Origin of the sequence: Stutzerimonas stutzeri (genome assembly GCF_038561965.1) — a bacterium.
GTDB classification, from domain to species: Bacteria; Pseudomonadota; Gammaproteobacteria; order Pseudomonadales; family Pseudomonadaceae; genus Stutzerimonas; species Stutzerimonas stutzeri_AA.
The window spans coordinates 2,584,166-2,597,484 of the sequence record NZ_CP139348.1 but is presented as its reverse complement, the minus strand read 5'-3'; the positions used below and the strand labels follow the sequence as shown (position 1 = coordinate 2,597,484).

The following is a 13,319-nucleotide window of genomic DNA, read 5'->3' as shown; positions in this document are numbered from 1 at the left end:
GACTGTGCCGCCGAACGAGTCATGGGGCAATTTCAACTTCCACCCCCTGGCTGGCCTGGCGAGCGATCAGCGTGCCCTGGAGGCGCGTCGCATCCTGTGCCAGCTCAACAGCCTGGCGAATCAGCTGATGATGTGGAGATTTGCTACAGGCCGGGTCGGTATTGGCGCCATTGCCGGTCAGCAACAGCGCTTGGCAGCGGCAGCCGCCGAAGTCCGTTTCCTTCTCGTCGCAACTGCGGCAGGGCTCGGGCATCCAGGCTTCGCCGCGGTACAGATTGAACACCGGCGAGTCGTGCCATATCTGCTCCAGCCGCTGATCTCGCACGTTGGGAAAGGTCAGGTTCTTGAAGTTGCTCGCCTGGGAGCAGGGCAGCACGTTGCCATTCGGCGCAATGGTGACGTGAATGGCACCCCAACCGTTCATGCATGCCTTGGGGCGACCTTCGTAATAGTCGGGAATGACAAAGAAGATGGTCAGGCGATCAGCGAAACGCTCACGCGCCTTGCGCACCTCGCCTTCGGCTTTTTGCAGCTCGGCACGGGTAGGCATCAGCGCATCGCGGTTGAGAAGTGCCCAGTTGTAGTACTGCACGTTCGCCAGCTCGAGGTATTCAACGCCCAGCTCGACGGCGAACTCAATGATCTCTGGAACCTGGCCAATGTTCTGCCGCGTAATCGGTACATTGAGGACCATAGGGAAGTCCATGGACTTGATCAGCCGCGCCATGTGCAGCTTGCGCTCCCAGACATCGACGCCGGCCAGCTGACGGGCCACGTTGCGGTCGGTGGATTGAAAGCCGAGTTGGACGTGCCGAAGCCCGGCTTCCTTCAATGCACGCAGACGCGCTTCGGTCAGGCCGATGCCTGAGGTAATCAGGTTGGTGTAGTAGCCCATGCGGTCAGCCTCGCCGACGAGGGTCTCAAGGTCCTTGCGCAGTGTCGGCTCGCCGCCGGAGAAGCCAATCTGCAGGGCACCCATGGCGCGTGCCTGGGCCATCACGTCGATCCACTCGGCGGTGCTCAGCTCATCCTGACGGTAGTCGGCAAAGTTGCGCGGATTACTGCAGAACACGCATTGCAGCGGGCATTGGTAGGTCAGCTCCAACAGAAGCCAGACCGGGCTGCCGTTGCCATCAAGCCTTAGCTCGGATCCAGCCTTTGCCATGGGACACCTCCAGGAAATTCAGGACGCCGTTGCGGATCGCGCCGATATCGGATGCGCTGTAACTGCGGGCCAGTTGATCGATCAGCTCGGCGACGCTCGTGTTGCCGTCGCAGCGTTGCAGGATCTCCCCGCCAGTGGCGTTCAGCTTGACGATGCCCTCGGGATAGAGCAGTACGTGCGCTTGTTGCGATTCTTCCCAGCGAAAAAGGAAGGGTGGGCGGATTTCGAAGCGGCCGGCAGGCAGAATTGTTGTTGTCATGTTCATTCCTCGCTCGACCGGCGTGAAGGCATGCGCGATCACGCCGGCCAGGGGCTCAGCGTACGTAGACGTACGCGGTTACTTCGAAGCCCAGACGCAGGTCGCAAAAGTCCGGATCGATCCACTGCATGGCGTATCTCCTCAAGGGTTGTTGTCGGCAATAGCGATGTCGCACCCCGAAGCTAAGGCGCTTTACCGGGGCGGCTAATAAGACTTTGGGTTCGGTTTTGCGGGCTTTTGGTCGCGCTTTTATTGCGCTTCAGGAAAATTTGCGCTCTGGGTCGGCGCCCTTGTTCAGCGTCATGTTTGCAGTGCGATTCCAGGCCTATCCTGCTCGGCTTTTTCTCCCGATCCGGGCTGCGTGAAACAATCGCAAACCGCCATCAGCTCTGCCTCTGCGCCTTGCCATCTACTACCAAATGAGGAGTTCTCCGCTGCCATGGGTGCATACCGGAGCGAAGACCACGCTGCCTAAGATCGGTCCATGTCCTGTGCACTTCCCGGCACAGGCTCCGACAAGCAGAAGAAGAGAGCCTCATCATGATCTACGCCCAGCCCGGTACCCCAGGCGCCGTCGTTTCTTTCAAGCCGCGCTACGGCAACTACATCGGCGGTGAGTTCGTCCCTCCGGTCAAAGGTGAGTATTTCGTCAACACCTCGCCAGTTAACGGTGAAGTGATCGCCGAGTTTCCGCGTTCGGGTGCCGAAGACATCGAAAGGGCGCTGGACGCCGCGCATGCTGCTGCCGATGCGTGGGGGCGTACCTCAGTTCAGGACCGCGCGCTGATTCTGCTGAAAATCGCTGACCGCATTGAAGCCAATCTTGAAAAGCTCGCCGTCGCCGAAACCTGGGACAACGGCAAAGCCGTACGTGAAACCCTGAACGCTGACGTGCCGCTGGCCGCCGACCATTTCCGCTATTACGCCGGCTGCATCCGAGCCCAGGAAGGCGGCGCTGCCGAAATCAACGAGCACACCGCTTCCTATCATTTCCACGAGCCGCTGGGCGTCGTTGGTCAGATCATTCCGTGGAACTTCCCGCTGCTGATGGCCGCCTGGAAGCTGGCTCCGGCGCTGGCTGCCGGCAACTGCATCGTGCTCAAGCCTGCAGAGCAGACTCCACTGTCGATCATGGTGTTCATCGAAGTGGTCGGTGATCTGTTGCCGCCGGGCGTGCTGAACATCGTCCAGGGCTTCGGTCGCGAAGCCGGTCAGGCGCTGGCCACCAGCACCCGCATTGCCAAGATCGCATTTACCGGCTCGACGCCAGTCGGCTCGCACATCATGCGCTGCGCTGCCGAGAACATCATTCCGAGCACCGTCGAGCTGGGCGGCAAGAGCCCGAACATCTTCTTCGAAGACATCATGAATGCCGAGCCTGCGTTCATCGAGAAGGCGGCCGAAGGCCTGGTGCTGGCGTTCTTCAACCAGGGCGAAGTCTGCACCTGCCCGTCGCGCGCGCTGATTCAGGAATCGATCTTCGAGCCCTTCATGGAAGTGGTGATGAAGAAGATCAAGGCGATCAAGCGCGGCGATCCGCTGGATACCGACACCATGGTCGGCGCCCAGGCTTCCGAGCAGCAATTCGACAAGATTCTCTCCTACATGGAGATTGCCCAGCAGGAAGGCGCGCAGATCCTCACTGGCGGCAAGGCGGAGAAGCTCGAAGGTGGGCTGTCGACCGGTTACTACGTGCAACCGACCCTGATCAAGGGCCACAACAAGATGCGCGTGTTCCAGGAAGAAATCTTCGGACCCGTGGTCGGAGTCGCGACCTTCAAGGACGAAGCCGAGGCCCTGGCGATCGCCAACGACACCGAATTCGGCCTGGGTGCCGGCGTCTGGACCCGTGACATCAACCGTGCCTATCGCATGGGCCGCGGCATCAAGGCTGGCCGCGTCTGGACCAACTGCTATCACCTGTACCCGGCGCACGCTGCGTTCGGCGGCTACAAGAAATCCGGCGTCGGCCGCGAAACCCACAAGATGATGCTTGACCACTATCAGCAGACCAAGAACCTGCTGATCAGCTACGACATCAATCCGCTCGGATTCTTCTGATGAGGGCCCCGGCGCGTGAGCTCCAGCGCGCCGGCTTATTTTGCTATGCACGTCATGTGCAGGAATCTGCGCCGCTTCTGCTTTAATCCCCCTTGAATCGAGCGCACGATTCCTATCGCAACGCGGCTTCGGCCGCGTTTTTTTATGGCCGATTGCAAGCCAGCCATCGCGCTCATCGAACTACCGGCCGCCGTCACCCCTCCCATCAGCATGCCCCCAATTCTGGCTGGATGAGGAGAACGCCATGTCGCAACTGTTCGAGCCCTATACGCTGAAGCATCTGAGTCTGCGCAATCGCGCGGTCGTTGCGCCCATGACCCGCGTCAGTGCCGAAGCCGAGGGCGCAGCCAATGAGCTGATGCGTGATTACTACGCGTCATTCGCCAAGGGTGGTTTCGGTCTGATCGTCAGTGAAGGCGTCTATACCGATACGGCCTTCAGCCAGGGCTACTTCAATCAACCGGGGCTTGCCACCGAGGCGCACCGGGACAGCTGGCGACTGGTGGTAGAGGCCGTACATGATGCCGGAGCCGCTTTCATCGCTCAGCTTATGCACGGTGGCGCCCAGACCCAGGGCAACATTCACCATGCCCGTCATATCGCGCCTTCGGCCGTGCAGCCCAGCGGGTCCCAGCTGACCTTCTACGGCGGGGAGGGACCCTATGCGACTCCGGCTGAAATGAGCGAGCAGGAGATCCAGCAAGCCATTTGCGGATTCGCCGAAGCTGCTCGGCATGCGCGCGAGGCCGGCTTCGATGGTGTCGAGCTGCATGGTGCCAATGGCTATCTGCTGCACGAGTTCATCAGTGCCGAATTCAATCAGCGAATTGATCAATGGGGCGGCGACTACCTGCAGCGCCTGAATATGCCGCTGGCGGTGATCCGCGCCGTGCGGGCCCAAGTGGGGGACGATTTTGTGGTTGGTATGCGCTTGTCCCAGAGCATGGTGTGTGACGGCCAGCTGAAATGGGAGGGCGGCGTCGACGAGGCTCGGCAGCGCTTCATTGCGCTGGCTGACGCGGGTCTCGATTATCTGCACGTAACTGAACCCGACGCTGCCGCACCGGCTTTCAGCGAGGGTCCGAGCCTGGCTGCGATAGCCAAGAGCTGCGTTTCGATCCCGGTCATTGGTAACGGCCGCATCGTCACAGGGGAGCAGGCAGACGGCATGGTCGCTCGCGGTGAAATGGACCTGGTAGCCATCGGCAAGGCCGCGCTGGCCAATAACGACTGGCCGCAGCGTGTTCAGCAGGGACTGGCGCTCAGTGAGTTCGACGGCACGATGTTCGTGCCCATGGCAACCATTACCAACGAACTGGCGTGGCGAAACGCCAATGGTCGGCCAGCGCTGGGTTCAAGTTGACAACGCAGTCCCGCCAGGCGTTAGCTGAGTACGAAACGTGGCAAGAAAATGACAGCCGTCTGTCGGGCACTACCAAGGCATGGCGCTGTCTCCTTCCAAAGTACCATTCTGCTTCAGGCAGAACAGGGGGCTTAATTGGGCTGTCGGAATCTTCCGGCACCATAAAAAGAGGACCGACCTATGTGGACTAAACCCGCCTTCACCGACATGCGTATTGGTTTCGAAGTCACCATGTACTTCGCAAATCGTTGATCGATCAGCCCCGGCTCCCGCCGGGGTTTCGTTTTTGGGGGCTGTCCATGTTCATCAGAATTCTCGGTTCCGCTGCGGGCGGCGGTTTTCCGCAGTGGAACTGCAACTGCGCCAATTGTGCAGGGCTGCGCGCTGGAACGCTCAATGCCAAGGCGCGTACCCAGTCATCGATCGCCATCAGCGATAACGGCGTCGACTGGATTCTGTGCAACGCCTCGCCAGACATCCGCGCGCAGCTGGAATCTTTCCCAGCCCTGCAGCCGGCACGGGCGCCACGTGATACCGCCATCGGTGCGATCGTCCTGCTGGACAGCCAGATTGATCACACCACGGGCCTGCTGACCCTGCGCGAGGGCTGCCCACACGAAGTCTGGTGCACCGAAATGGTCCACCAAGATCTGACGACCGGCTTCCCGCTGTTCAACATGCTCGAACACTGGAACGGCGGGCTGAGATGGAACCCCATCGGCCTGACCGACAGTTTCAGCATTCCGTGCTGCCCTAACCTGCACATCACGCCGATTCCGTTGCGCAGTTCGGCGCCGCCTTATTCTCCGCACCGCAATGACCCGCATCCGGGCGACAACATCGGCCTGCTGATCGAGGATCGCAAAACCGGTGGCACGCTCTTCTACGCGCCGGGGCTGGGCAAGGTCAGCGACGAGTTGCTCGACACCATGCGCCAGGCCGATTGCCTGCTGGTCGACGGCACGTTGTGGCGCGATGACGAAATGCTCGTGCGTGAGGTTGGCACCAAGCTCGGCAGCGAGATGGGGCACCTGCAGCAGAGCGGCCCGGGCGGCATGATCGAAGTGCTCGATGGCATGCCCGCCGTGCGCAAGATCCTCATACATATCAACAACACCAATCCGATCCTCGATGAAGACTCCGTCGAGCGGGAAATTCTCGGCGAGCACGGCATCGAAGTGTCGTTCGACGGCATGAACATCGAGCTATAGAGCGATGCTTTGCCGGAACGCGGCCTCAGACCGCCAGGCACGTCGCGAAATGAACAAACGGAACAAGAAGAAAAGGAACGACACCGTCATGAACCTGCCAGCCATGAGTCCAGCCGAATTCGAGCAAGCGCTGCGCGCCAAGGGCGAGTACTACCACATCCATCACCCGTTCCACCGGGCGATGTACGCCGGGCAGGCGACGCGCGAGCAGATTCAGGGCTGGGTCGCGAATCGCTTTTACTACCAGGTGTGCATTCCGGTTAAGGACGCGGCGATCATGGCCAACTGTCCGGACCGCGATACCCGCCGGGAGTGGATTCAGCGCATCATCGATCACGATGGGGCGCCGGGCGAAGAGGGTGGTATCGAAGCCTGGTTGCGACTGGCTGAGGCGGTAGGGCTGGACCGTGAGCAAGTGCTGTCGCAGGAACTGGTGCTGCCCGGCGTCCGTTTTGCGGTGGATGCCTACGTCAACTTCGCTCGCCGTGCCAGCTGGCAGGAAGCTGCCAGCAGCTCGCTGACCGAACTCTTCGCACCGACAATCCATCAGTCGCGCCTGGACAGTTGGCCGCAGCACTATCCCTGGATTGATGCCTCCGGCTACGACTACTTCCGCAAGCGCCTGAAGGAAGCCCGCCGCGACGTCGAGCACGGCCTGCGCATCACCCTGGACCACTACCGCACCCGCGAGGCACAGGAGCGCATGCTGGAAATTCTGCAGTTCAAGCTCGACGTGCTGTGGAGCATGCTCGACGCCATGACCATGGCCTACGAGCTGGATCGCCCGCCGTACCATACCGTGACCCGTGAACGGATCTGGCACAAGGGAATCAGCTTCTAGGAACGAGCCTCTGCAGGGTGGGCTTCGGCCCACCGCCAGCGAGCAAAATTGATTTGGCCGGGCTGCCCGCCTGCCGACTGGCGAGACAATGACCATGAGCGACATCCAACTGACCCAGGTTCCGGCCTTTCGCCGCGGTTACCGCTTTCAATGGGAGCCGGCGCAAAGCTGTCACGTGCTGCTGTACCCGGAAGGCATGATCAAACTCAACGAAAGCGCGGCGGCGGTGCTGACGGAGGTGGACGGGGCCCGTAGCATCGGCGCCATAGTCGCCGACCTGCAGGCCCGCTATCCCGAGGCTGAAGGGATTCAAGAAGATATCGTCGCGTTTCTGGAGGTTGCCATTGAACGGTTCTGGATCGAGCTTCGCTAAACCTGGCTACGAGCCCGGTCCGCCGCTCTGGCTACTGGCGGAGCTGACCTATCGTTGCCCGTTGCAGTGCCCGTACTGCTCCAATCCGCTGGACTTCGCCCGCAGCCATGAAGAGCTGACCACCGCGCAGTGGATCGAGGTGTTTCGCCAGGCACGCGAGATGGGTGCTGCGCAGCTTGGCTTCTCCGGCGGTGAGCCGCTGGTGCGGCAGGACCTGGCCGAGCTGATCGAGGCTGCGCGTGGACTCGGCTATTACACCAACCTGATCACTTCAGGCATCGGTCTTACCGAAGAGAAGATCGCCAGCTTCGCCGAGGCCGGGCTCGACCATATTCAGATCAGCTTCCAGGCTGCCGACGAAGAGGTGAACAACCTGCTCGCCGGCTCGAAGAAGGCGTTTGCCCACAAACTGGAAATGGCTCGGGCGGTGAAGAAGCACGGCTACCCGATGGTGCTCAACTTCGTCACCCACCGGCATAACATCGACAACATCGATCAGATCATCCGTCTGTGCATCGAGCTTGAGGCCGATTTCGTCGAGCTCGCGACTTGTCAGTTCTACGGCTGGGCCGAGCTGAACCGTGCTGGGTTGCTGCCGAGCAAGGCGCAGCTGGTGCGTGCCGAGCGCATCACCAATGAGTGGCGCGACAAGCTGGCTGCGGAAAATCACCCCTGCAAGCTGATCTTCGTCACCCCCGATTACTACGAGGAGCGCCCGAAGGCCTGTATGAACGGCTGGGGCAACCTGTTCCTCGACATCACCCCGGACGGCACGGCGTTGCCTTGCCACAGTGCGCGGCAACTGCCGGTGGAATTTCCCAACGTGCGCGAGCACAGCATCGAGCACATCTGGCGGCATTCCTTCGGTTTCAATAAATTCCGTGGTTACGACTGGATGCCCGAGCCGTGTCGCAGTTGCGATGAAAAGGAGAAGGACTTCGGCGGCTGCCGCTGCCAGGCCTTCATGCTCACCGGCGATGCCGCCAACGCCGACCCGGTGTGCAGCAAGTCCATGCATCACGACAAGATTCTTGCGGCTCGCGATCAAGCGGACCATGGCGCGCTGGGGCTCGAACAACTGCAACACCGCAACGAAAAGGCTTCCAAGCTAATCCTCAAGGTATGAAGGGGCCCGACAACGATTTCACCAATGCCAACCCGGCAATTGAGTGCCTGCCTTACGGCTTCTGGCCCAGCGGGTGGAGCGCCGAAGCGGCAGCGGGCGCCAGCCGGGACTATGCCGAGCTGCGTGCCGGGCACGGTGGACTGTGCTGGATCGAATATGACCCTGCACATGGACGCTGCACGCTGTGGTTGTGGCGGGACGGTCGTGCCCACAGCCTGACCCCCGACGGCTTCTCGGTTCGTAGCCGGGTCTACGAGTACGGTGGCGGTGCATTCTGCCTGACCACCCAAGGTCTCGCCTTCGTCAACGAGACGGATCAGCAGATCTACCTGCAGGTACTCAACAGGGCCGAGGCTGCACTACCGCAGCCTGTTGCCCTGACAGGACAGCCAGAATGCCGATATGGCGACCTGCAGCACGACCCGCACGCTGAGGCGATCATCGCGCTGGAGGAATCCCACGGGTCCGATGGCGTCGTGCATCGGCTGGTGAGCTTTGCGCTGGCCGATGGCACGCGGCGCAAGCTTTTCGAAGGGGCTGACTTCTATTCCACGCCCACGCTCAGCCCGGACGGCACGCGATTGGCCTGGATCGAATGGGACCGGCCCGAGCAGCCTTGGACTGCCACACGCCTTTGCGTCGGCGAGCGCCTGCCAGACGGGTGTTGGGGCAACAGGCAATGCCTGGCCGGCGCGGAGGGTGGCGAGTCCTTGCAGCAGCCTCGCTTCGACGCCGATGGTCGCCTGCATTGCCTGAGCGACCGTTCGGGCTTCTGGCAGCCGTGGATCGAGGTGGCTGAACAGCTGGTGACGCCTTCCAGCCTTACGCAAGCGGCGGCGGATTACGACTGCGCCCCGGCGCCCTGGCAACTGGGTACCACCAGCTATCTGCCGCTGAGCGACGGCGGCCTACTGCTGACGCACATGGTGGACGGGTATGGTTGGCTGTTCGAGCACGCTGTCGACGCGAGCCAACGCCAGCTGGCCGCGGAGTTCACTCGTTGTCGCCAGCTGGCCGTGAACGACACACACGTGTTCTGCATCGCCGGCTCGCCGGAGCGAACGCCGGCTGTACTGGCCATCGAACGTACTAGCGGCGCGGTGCAGGTTTTGGCAGGCGGCACGATCCCCTTTGCGGCCACCCAGCTGTCACGTCCTGAACCGATGCGATTTGCCACGGGGAATACGGAAATCGCATATGCCTTCTTCTATCCGCCGCGCAATGCGAGTTGCCAGGGCGAGTCCGAAACGCTGCCGCCGCTGGTGGTGTTCGCCCACGGCGGCCCGACTTCGGCGAGCTATCCGGTGTTCGACCCGCGTATCCAGTTCTGGACCCAGCGCGGTTTCGCCGTTGTCGACGTCAATTACCGCGGCAGCAGCGGCTTCGGTCGCGCCTATCGGCAGCGTTTGCATGAGCACTGGGGCATCGTCGATGTAGAAGACGTCTGTCAGGCCGCCCAGGCGCTAGGGCAGCAGGGCAAGGTCGATTCGCAGCGGCTGTTCATCCGCGGTTCCAGCGCCGGCGGCTACACCGCACTCAGCGCACTGGCCACAACCAACCTCTTTCGTGGCGGGGCCAGTCTGTATGGCGTCAGCGATCCGCTGGCCTTGCGCCGAGCAACGCACAAATTCGAAGGTGACTACCTGGATTGGCTGATCGGCGATCCGCAGCAGGTGCCGGAGCGTTTTCGTGAGCGCGCGCCGCTGCACAATGCCGAACGGATAACCGCCCCCGTGATTTTCCTCCAGGGCGGACAGGATGCGGTCGTGCTGCCCGAGCAGACCGAGTCGATGGTGGCGGCCCTGCGTGCTCGCGGTGTTACGGTGGAATATCAGCTCTATCCTGAAGAGCGCCACGGCTTTCGTCAGGCGCGCAATCTGGCGGACGCGCTGGAACGGGAATGGCGCTTCTACCAGCGCTCGCTGTAAGGCTTTCTGCCAGACGGGCGACGGCGCGGCCTAATAGACGCATTGCTTTACCGGAGCAATGCAGTAGGCTTGGCCCGTTGTTACAAAAAATAAAAAAGGCCGCAGTCATGAGCCCGAACATCAGCATCCAGCGCAAATTCGTGTCCCCTGAAATAATCTTTGGAGCCGGCTGTCGCCACAGTGTTGGCAACTGCGCCGCGAATTTCGGTGCGCGAAAGGTGCTGTTGGTATCTGACCCCGGCGTAGTGCAGGCCGGCTGGGTGGCTGACGTACAGGCAAGTCTTGAAAGACAGAACATCAGTCATTGCCTGTTCACCGGGGTATCGCCCAACCCACGCTGCGAAGAGGTGATGCTCGGCGCCGAGCTTTACCGCAGCGAGGGCTGCAATGTGATCGTCGCCGTCGGTGGCGGCAGCCCGATGGACTGCGCCAAGGGTATCGGCATCGTCGCAGCTCATGGTCGTCATATTTACGAGTTCGAAGGCGTCGACACCCTTCGTGTGCCCAGTCCGCCGCTGATCCTGATCCCGACCACGGCGGGTACTTCGGCGGATGTCTCGCAGTTCGTGATCATTTCCAACCAGCAAGAGCGGATGAAGTTCTCCATCGTCAGCAAGGCGGCCGTACCGGATGTCTCGCTGATCGATCCGGAAACCACGCTGAGCATGGACCCGTTCCTCTCGGCCTGTACGGGTATCGACGCGCTGGTGCATGCCATCGAGGCGTTCGTTTCGACCGGTAACGGACCGCTGACCGACCCACACGCCCTGGAGGCAATGCGGTTGATCAACGGCAATCTGGCGCAAATGATCGCCAATCCCGCCGATATCGTCCTACGCGAACAGATCATGCTCGGCAGCATGCAGGCCGGGCTGGCGTTCTCCAACGCGATTCTCGGAGCCGTGCATGCGATGTCCCACAGCCTGGGCGGCTATCTCGACCTGCCGCATGGCGTATGCAACGCCGTCCTGGTTGAACACGTGGTTGCGTTCAACTATGAAGCCGCACCTGATCGCTATCGCAAGGTTGCCGAGACGCTGGGTATCGATTCGCGCGGGCTGAACCACAGGCAGGTCCGTGAACGACTGGTGCAGCACCTTATCGATCTCAAGCAGCAGATCGGCTTCAAGGAAACCCTTGGCTTGCACGGCGTGAACATTTCCGACATCCCGTTCCTCTCGCAGCATGCGATGCAGGACCCGTGCATCCTGACCAACCCACGCTCATCGACGCAGCGGGACGTCGAGGTCGTTTATGCCGAAGCCCTCTGACGACCCGAATCAAGCGCTGACGCAACTGCTTGGCTTTGGCAGCCATTCGGCACGCAAGAGTCACTATCCGGAACTGGTGGCACGGCTCGAAGAACTCGAGGCAGAGCGCAATCGCTACAAATGGTTGGTCGAGCACGCGGTACACGGCATTTTTCAGGCCAGCCTGCAGGAAGGCATCCGCGCTGCCAATCCGGCGCTGGCGCGCATGCTTGGCTATGAGACACCTGAAGACGCGCTGTGGACCCTGACCGATCTGTCCCATCATCTGTTCATCGGCGGCGAGGAAGAACTGCGCCAGATTCGCCATACCCTTGGCCAGCAGCACGGACTGTTCGGCTATGAGACGCGTCTGCGTCGAAAGGACGGCAGTGCGATCTATGTGGTCATGAACCTCTTGCTCAAGCCAGACGAAGAGGGGCTGGTTGAGGGGTTCGTCGCCGACGTGACTGAACGCAAACTGGCGCAGTTGCGCCTGTTGCAGCTCAACGAAGAGTTGGAGCATCGCGTTACCGAGCGAACCTGCGAACTGCGTGAGGCTCGTGATGCAGCGGAGGCTGCCAATCTGAGCAAGGACAAGTATCTCGCGGCGGCCAGCCACGACTTGCTGCAGCCGCTGAACGCGGCGCGCCTGTTGATTTCGACCCTGCGCGAACGTCAGCTGCCTCAAAGTGAACGGCATCTGGTCGAGCGAGCGCATCAGGCATTGGAGGGCGCCGAAGATTTGCTTACCGATCTGCTCGATATTTCCAAGCTGGATCAGGCGGCCATCAAGCCGGACATAGACATCTACTCGCTGGCTGACGTCCTGCTGCCGCTGGTATCCGAGTTCCAGTCCGTGGCCGACGCCGCGGGGCTGCAGTTCAAGCACTACATCCCCCGTTTTGCCATCAAAAGCGATTTCCGTCTGCTGACGCGAATCCTGCGCAACTTTCTCAGCAATGCTTGCCGTTATACCGATCGAGGCAGCGTTCTGGTTGGCGCCCGCATGCGCGCCGGGGCCTTGCGCATCGAAGTGTGGGATACCGGGCGGGGCATCCCACAGGAGGAGCTGCAGTCGATCTTCCTCGAATTCAACCAACTGGGAATCGGCAGATCTGCAAAACGCAGCGGGGTCGGCCTGGGGCTGGCCATCGTCGACCGCATCGCCAACATGTTGGATTACCGCGTGCTGGTGCGCTCCCATCTGGGACGTGGCTCGGTGTTCAGCATCGACGTGCCGTTGGCGGAAATGGCGCCGAGCCAGGGCCTCGCCGCGCCGGTAGTCGTCGCGCAGTTAGGCGACCCACTGCCGGGACGTCGACTGTTGGTGATCGACAATGAGGAAAGCATTCTCCTGAGCATGGCCGCGCTGCTTGAGCAGTGGGGTTGCACGGTGCTGGTAGCCTCAGATGAGCAGGGCGCATTGACGGCGTTGGGCGGGGTTGCGCCGGATGCGATCCTCGCCGATTACCACTTGGACCATGGCCTCACCGGTTGGGATGTCGTGCTTGCAGTGCGCGAACGCTTCAATGAGGCATTACCGGTGGTGATGATCACTGCCGACCGCAGCGATGAGTGCCGGCAGCTGTTGCACGGCTGTGGTGTCCCGGTGCTGAACAAGCCGGTCAAGCCCGGCAAGATGCGCTCGGTGCTCAGCCATCTACTCGCCGGCAACGGGACTGGTGGAGGACCGGATGCGGACTGACACGATCTGGATCAAGTATTTTACGGCCCGAGTCCGG

General features: G+C 61.4%; 13 protein-coding genes. 10 read left to right on the top strand and 3 right to left on the bottom strand.

All coding sequences use genetic code 11. The annotated features are described in order from the left end of the window. Positions 1 to 19: 19 nt before the first annotated feature. From pqqE (SM130_RS11715) to pqqA (SM130_RS22335), 3 genes are read right to left on the bottom strand one after another with little or no spacing between them, the layout of a single operon-like run. Positions 20 to 1,165: a pyrroloquinoline quinone biosynthesis protein PqqE gene (gene pqqE / locus SM130_RS11715; protein ID WP_102825865.1), complete on the bottom strand. Its 1,146-nt coding sequence runs from the start codon at positions 1,163 to 1,165 to the stop codon at positions 20 to 22. Next, complete coding sequence (gene pqqD / locus SM130_RS11710; RefSeq protein ID WP_423835166.1) at positions 1,134 to 1,430, bottom strand: pyrroloquinoline quinone biosynthesis peptide chaperone PqqD; 297 nt, start codon at positions 1,428 to 1,430, stop codon at positions 1,134 to 1,136. The genes pqqE (SM130_RS11715) and pqqD (SM130_RS11710) overlap by 32 nt, the downstream gene beginning before the upstream one ends. Positions 1,431 to 1,479: 49 nt before the next feature. After that, a complete protein-coding gene (gene pqqA, locus SM130_RS22335) occupies positions 1,480 to 1,554 on the bottom strand; it encodes a pyrroloquinoline quinone precursor peptide PqqA (protein WP_003282509.1) in 75 nt (24 codons plus the stop codon). A gap of 410 nt (positions 1,555 to 1,964) precedes the next feature. On the opposite strand from pqqA (SM130_RS22335), the gene exaC reads away from it, so the two are divergent. The 10 genes from exaC to SM130_RS11660 all read left to right on the top strand — a co-directional run bounded on the left by exaC (position 1,965) and on the right by SM130_RS11660 (position 13,282). Beyond that, positions 1,965 to 3,485 (top strand): acetaldehyde dehydrogenase ExaC, encoded by a 1,521-nt coding sequence (gene exaC, locus SM130_RS11705; protein WP_102825867.1) that lies wholly within the window; start codon positions 1,965 to 1,967, stop codon positions 3,483 to 3,485. Positions 3,486 to 3,729: 244 nt separating this feature from the next. Continuing rightward, positions 3,730 to 4,848, top strand: a complete 1,119-nt coding sequence (locus SM130_RS11700; RefSeq protein WP_102825868.1) for an NADH:flavin oxidoreductase — start codon at positions 3,730 to 3,732, stop codon at positions 4,846 to 4,848. A gap of 180 nt (positions 4,849 to 5,028) precedes the next feature. Next, positions 5,029 to 5,100, top strand: coding sequence for a pyrroloquinoline quinone precursor peptide PqqA (gene pqqA, locus SM130_RS11695; protein WP_003284930.1), 72 nt, complete (start codon positions 5,029 to 5,031; stop codon positions 5,098 to 5,100). A gap of 47 nt (positions 5,101 to 5,147) precedes the next feature. Further along, entirely contained in the window at positions 5,148 to 6,059 is a 912-nt protein-coding gene (gene pqqB, locus SM130_RS11690) for a pyrroloquinoline quinone biosynthesis protein PqqB (protein WP_102825869.1), read from the top strand. 88 nt (positions 6,060 to 6,147) lie between these two features. Next, the gene (gene pqqC / locus SM130_RS11685; protein WP_102825870.1) at positions 6,148 to 6,900 is read left to right on the top strand and encodes a pyrroloquinoline-quinone synthase PqqC; all 753 of its coding nucleotides are present in this window, start codon (positions 6,148 to 6,150) and stop codon (positions 6,898 to 6,900) included. A 94-nt stretch (positions 6,901 to 6,994) separates the two neighbouring features. After that, entirely contained in the window at positions 6,995 to 7,273 is a 279-nt protein-coding gene (gene pqqD, locus SM130_RS11680; protein WP_102826133.1) for a pyrroloquinoline quinone biosynthesis peptide chaperone PqqD, read from the top strand. Beyond that, positions 7,245 to 8,399: a pyrroloquinoline quinone biosynthesis protein PqqE gene (gene pqqE / locus SM130_RS11675; protein WP_102825871.1), complete on the top strand. Its 1,155-nt coding sequence runs from the start codon at positions 7,245 to 7,247 to the stop codon at positions 8,397 to 8,399. Before pqqD (SM130_RS11680) ends, pqqE (SM130_RS11675) begins: the two co-directional genes overlap by 29 nt. Then, on the top strand, positions 8,396 to 10,327 hold the full coding sequence (locus SM130_RS11670) for an alpha/beta hydrolase family protein (protein WP_102825872.1): 1,932 nt from the start codon (positions 8,396 to 8,398) through the stop codon (positions 10,325 to 10,327). Before pqqE (SM130_RS11675) ends, SM130_RS11670 begins: the two co-directional genes overlap by 4 nt. Positions 10,328 to 10,434: 107 nt before the next feature. Beyond that, positions 10,435 to 11,598 carry an alcohol dehydrogenase-like regulatory protein ErcA gene (gene ercA / locus SM130_RS11665; RefSeq protein ID WP_102825873.1) on the top strand — a complete coding sequence of 388 codons (1,164 nt, stop codon included), beginning with the start codon at positions 10,435 to 10,437 and terminating at the stop codon, positions 11,596 to 11,598. Then, the gene (locus tag SM130_RS11660) at positions 11,582 to 13,282 is read left to right on the top strand and encodes a PAS domain-containing hybrid sensor histidine kinase/response regulator (RefSeq protein ID WP_102825874.1); all 1,701 of its coding nucleotides are present in this window, start codon (positions 11,582 to 11,584) and stop codon (positions 13,280 to 13,282) included. The genes ercA and SM130_RS11660 overlap by 17 nt, the downstream gene beginning before the upstream one ends. The last annotated feature ends 37 nt before the right edge of the window (positions 13,283 to 13,319 follow it).

Excerpts from the sequence above, each read along its gene's own strand:
- pqqE (WP_102825865.1), bottom strand. The coding sequence starts at position 1,165 with ATGGCAAAGGCTGGATCCGAGCTAAGGCTTGATGGCAACGGCAGCCCG.
- pqqD (WP_423835166.1), bottom strand. The coding sequence starts at position 1,430 with ATGAACATGACAACAACAATTCTGCCTGCCGGCCGCTTCGAAATCCGC.
- exaC (WP_102825867.1), top strand. The coding sequence starts at position 1,965 with ATGATCTACGCCCAGCCCGGTACCCCAGGCGCCGTCGTTTCTTTCAAG.
- SM130_RS11700 (WP_102825868.1), top strand. The coding sequence starts at position 3,730 with ATGTCGCAACTGTTCGAGCCCTATACGCTGAAGCATCTGAGTCTGCGC.
- pqqB (WP_102825869.1), top strand. The coding sequence starts at position 5,148 with ATGTTCATCAGAATTCTCGGTTCCGCTGCGGGCGGCGGTTTTCCGCAG.
- pqqC (WP_102825870.1), top strand. The coding sequence starts at position 6,148 with ATGAACCTGCCAGCCATGAGTCCAGCCGAATTCGAGCAAGCGCTGCGC.
- pqqD (WP_102826133.1), top strand. The coding sequence starts at position 6,995 with ATGAGCGACATCCAACTGACCCAGGTTCCGGCCTTTCGCCGCGGTTAC.
- SM130_RS11670 (WP_102825872.1), top strand. The coding sequence starts at position 8,396 with ATGAAGGGGCCCGACAACGATTTCACCAATGCCAACCCGGCAATTGAG.
- ercA (WP_102825873.1), top strand. The coding sequence starts at position 10,435 with ATGAGCCCGAACATCAGCATCCAGCGCAAATTCGTGTCCCCTGAAATA.
- SM130_RS11660 (WP_102825874.1), top strand. The coding sequence starts at position 11,582 with ATGCCGAAGCCCTCTGACGACCCGAATCAAGCGCTGACGCAACTGCTT.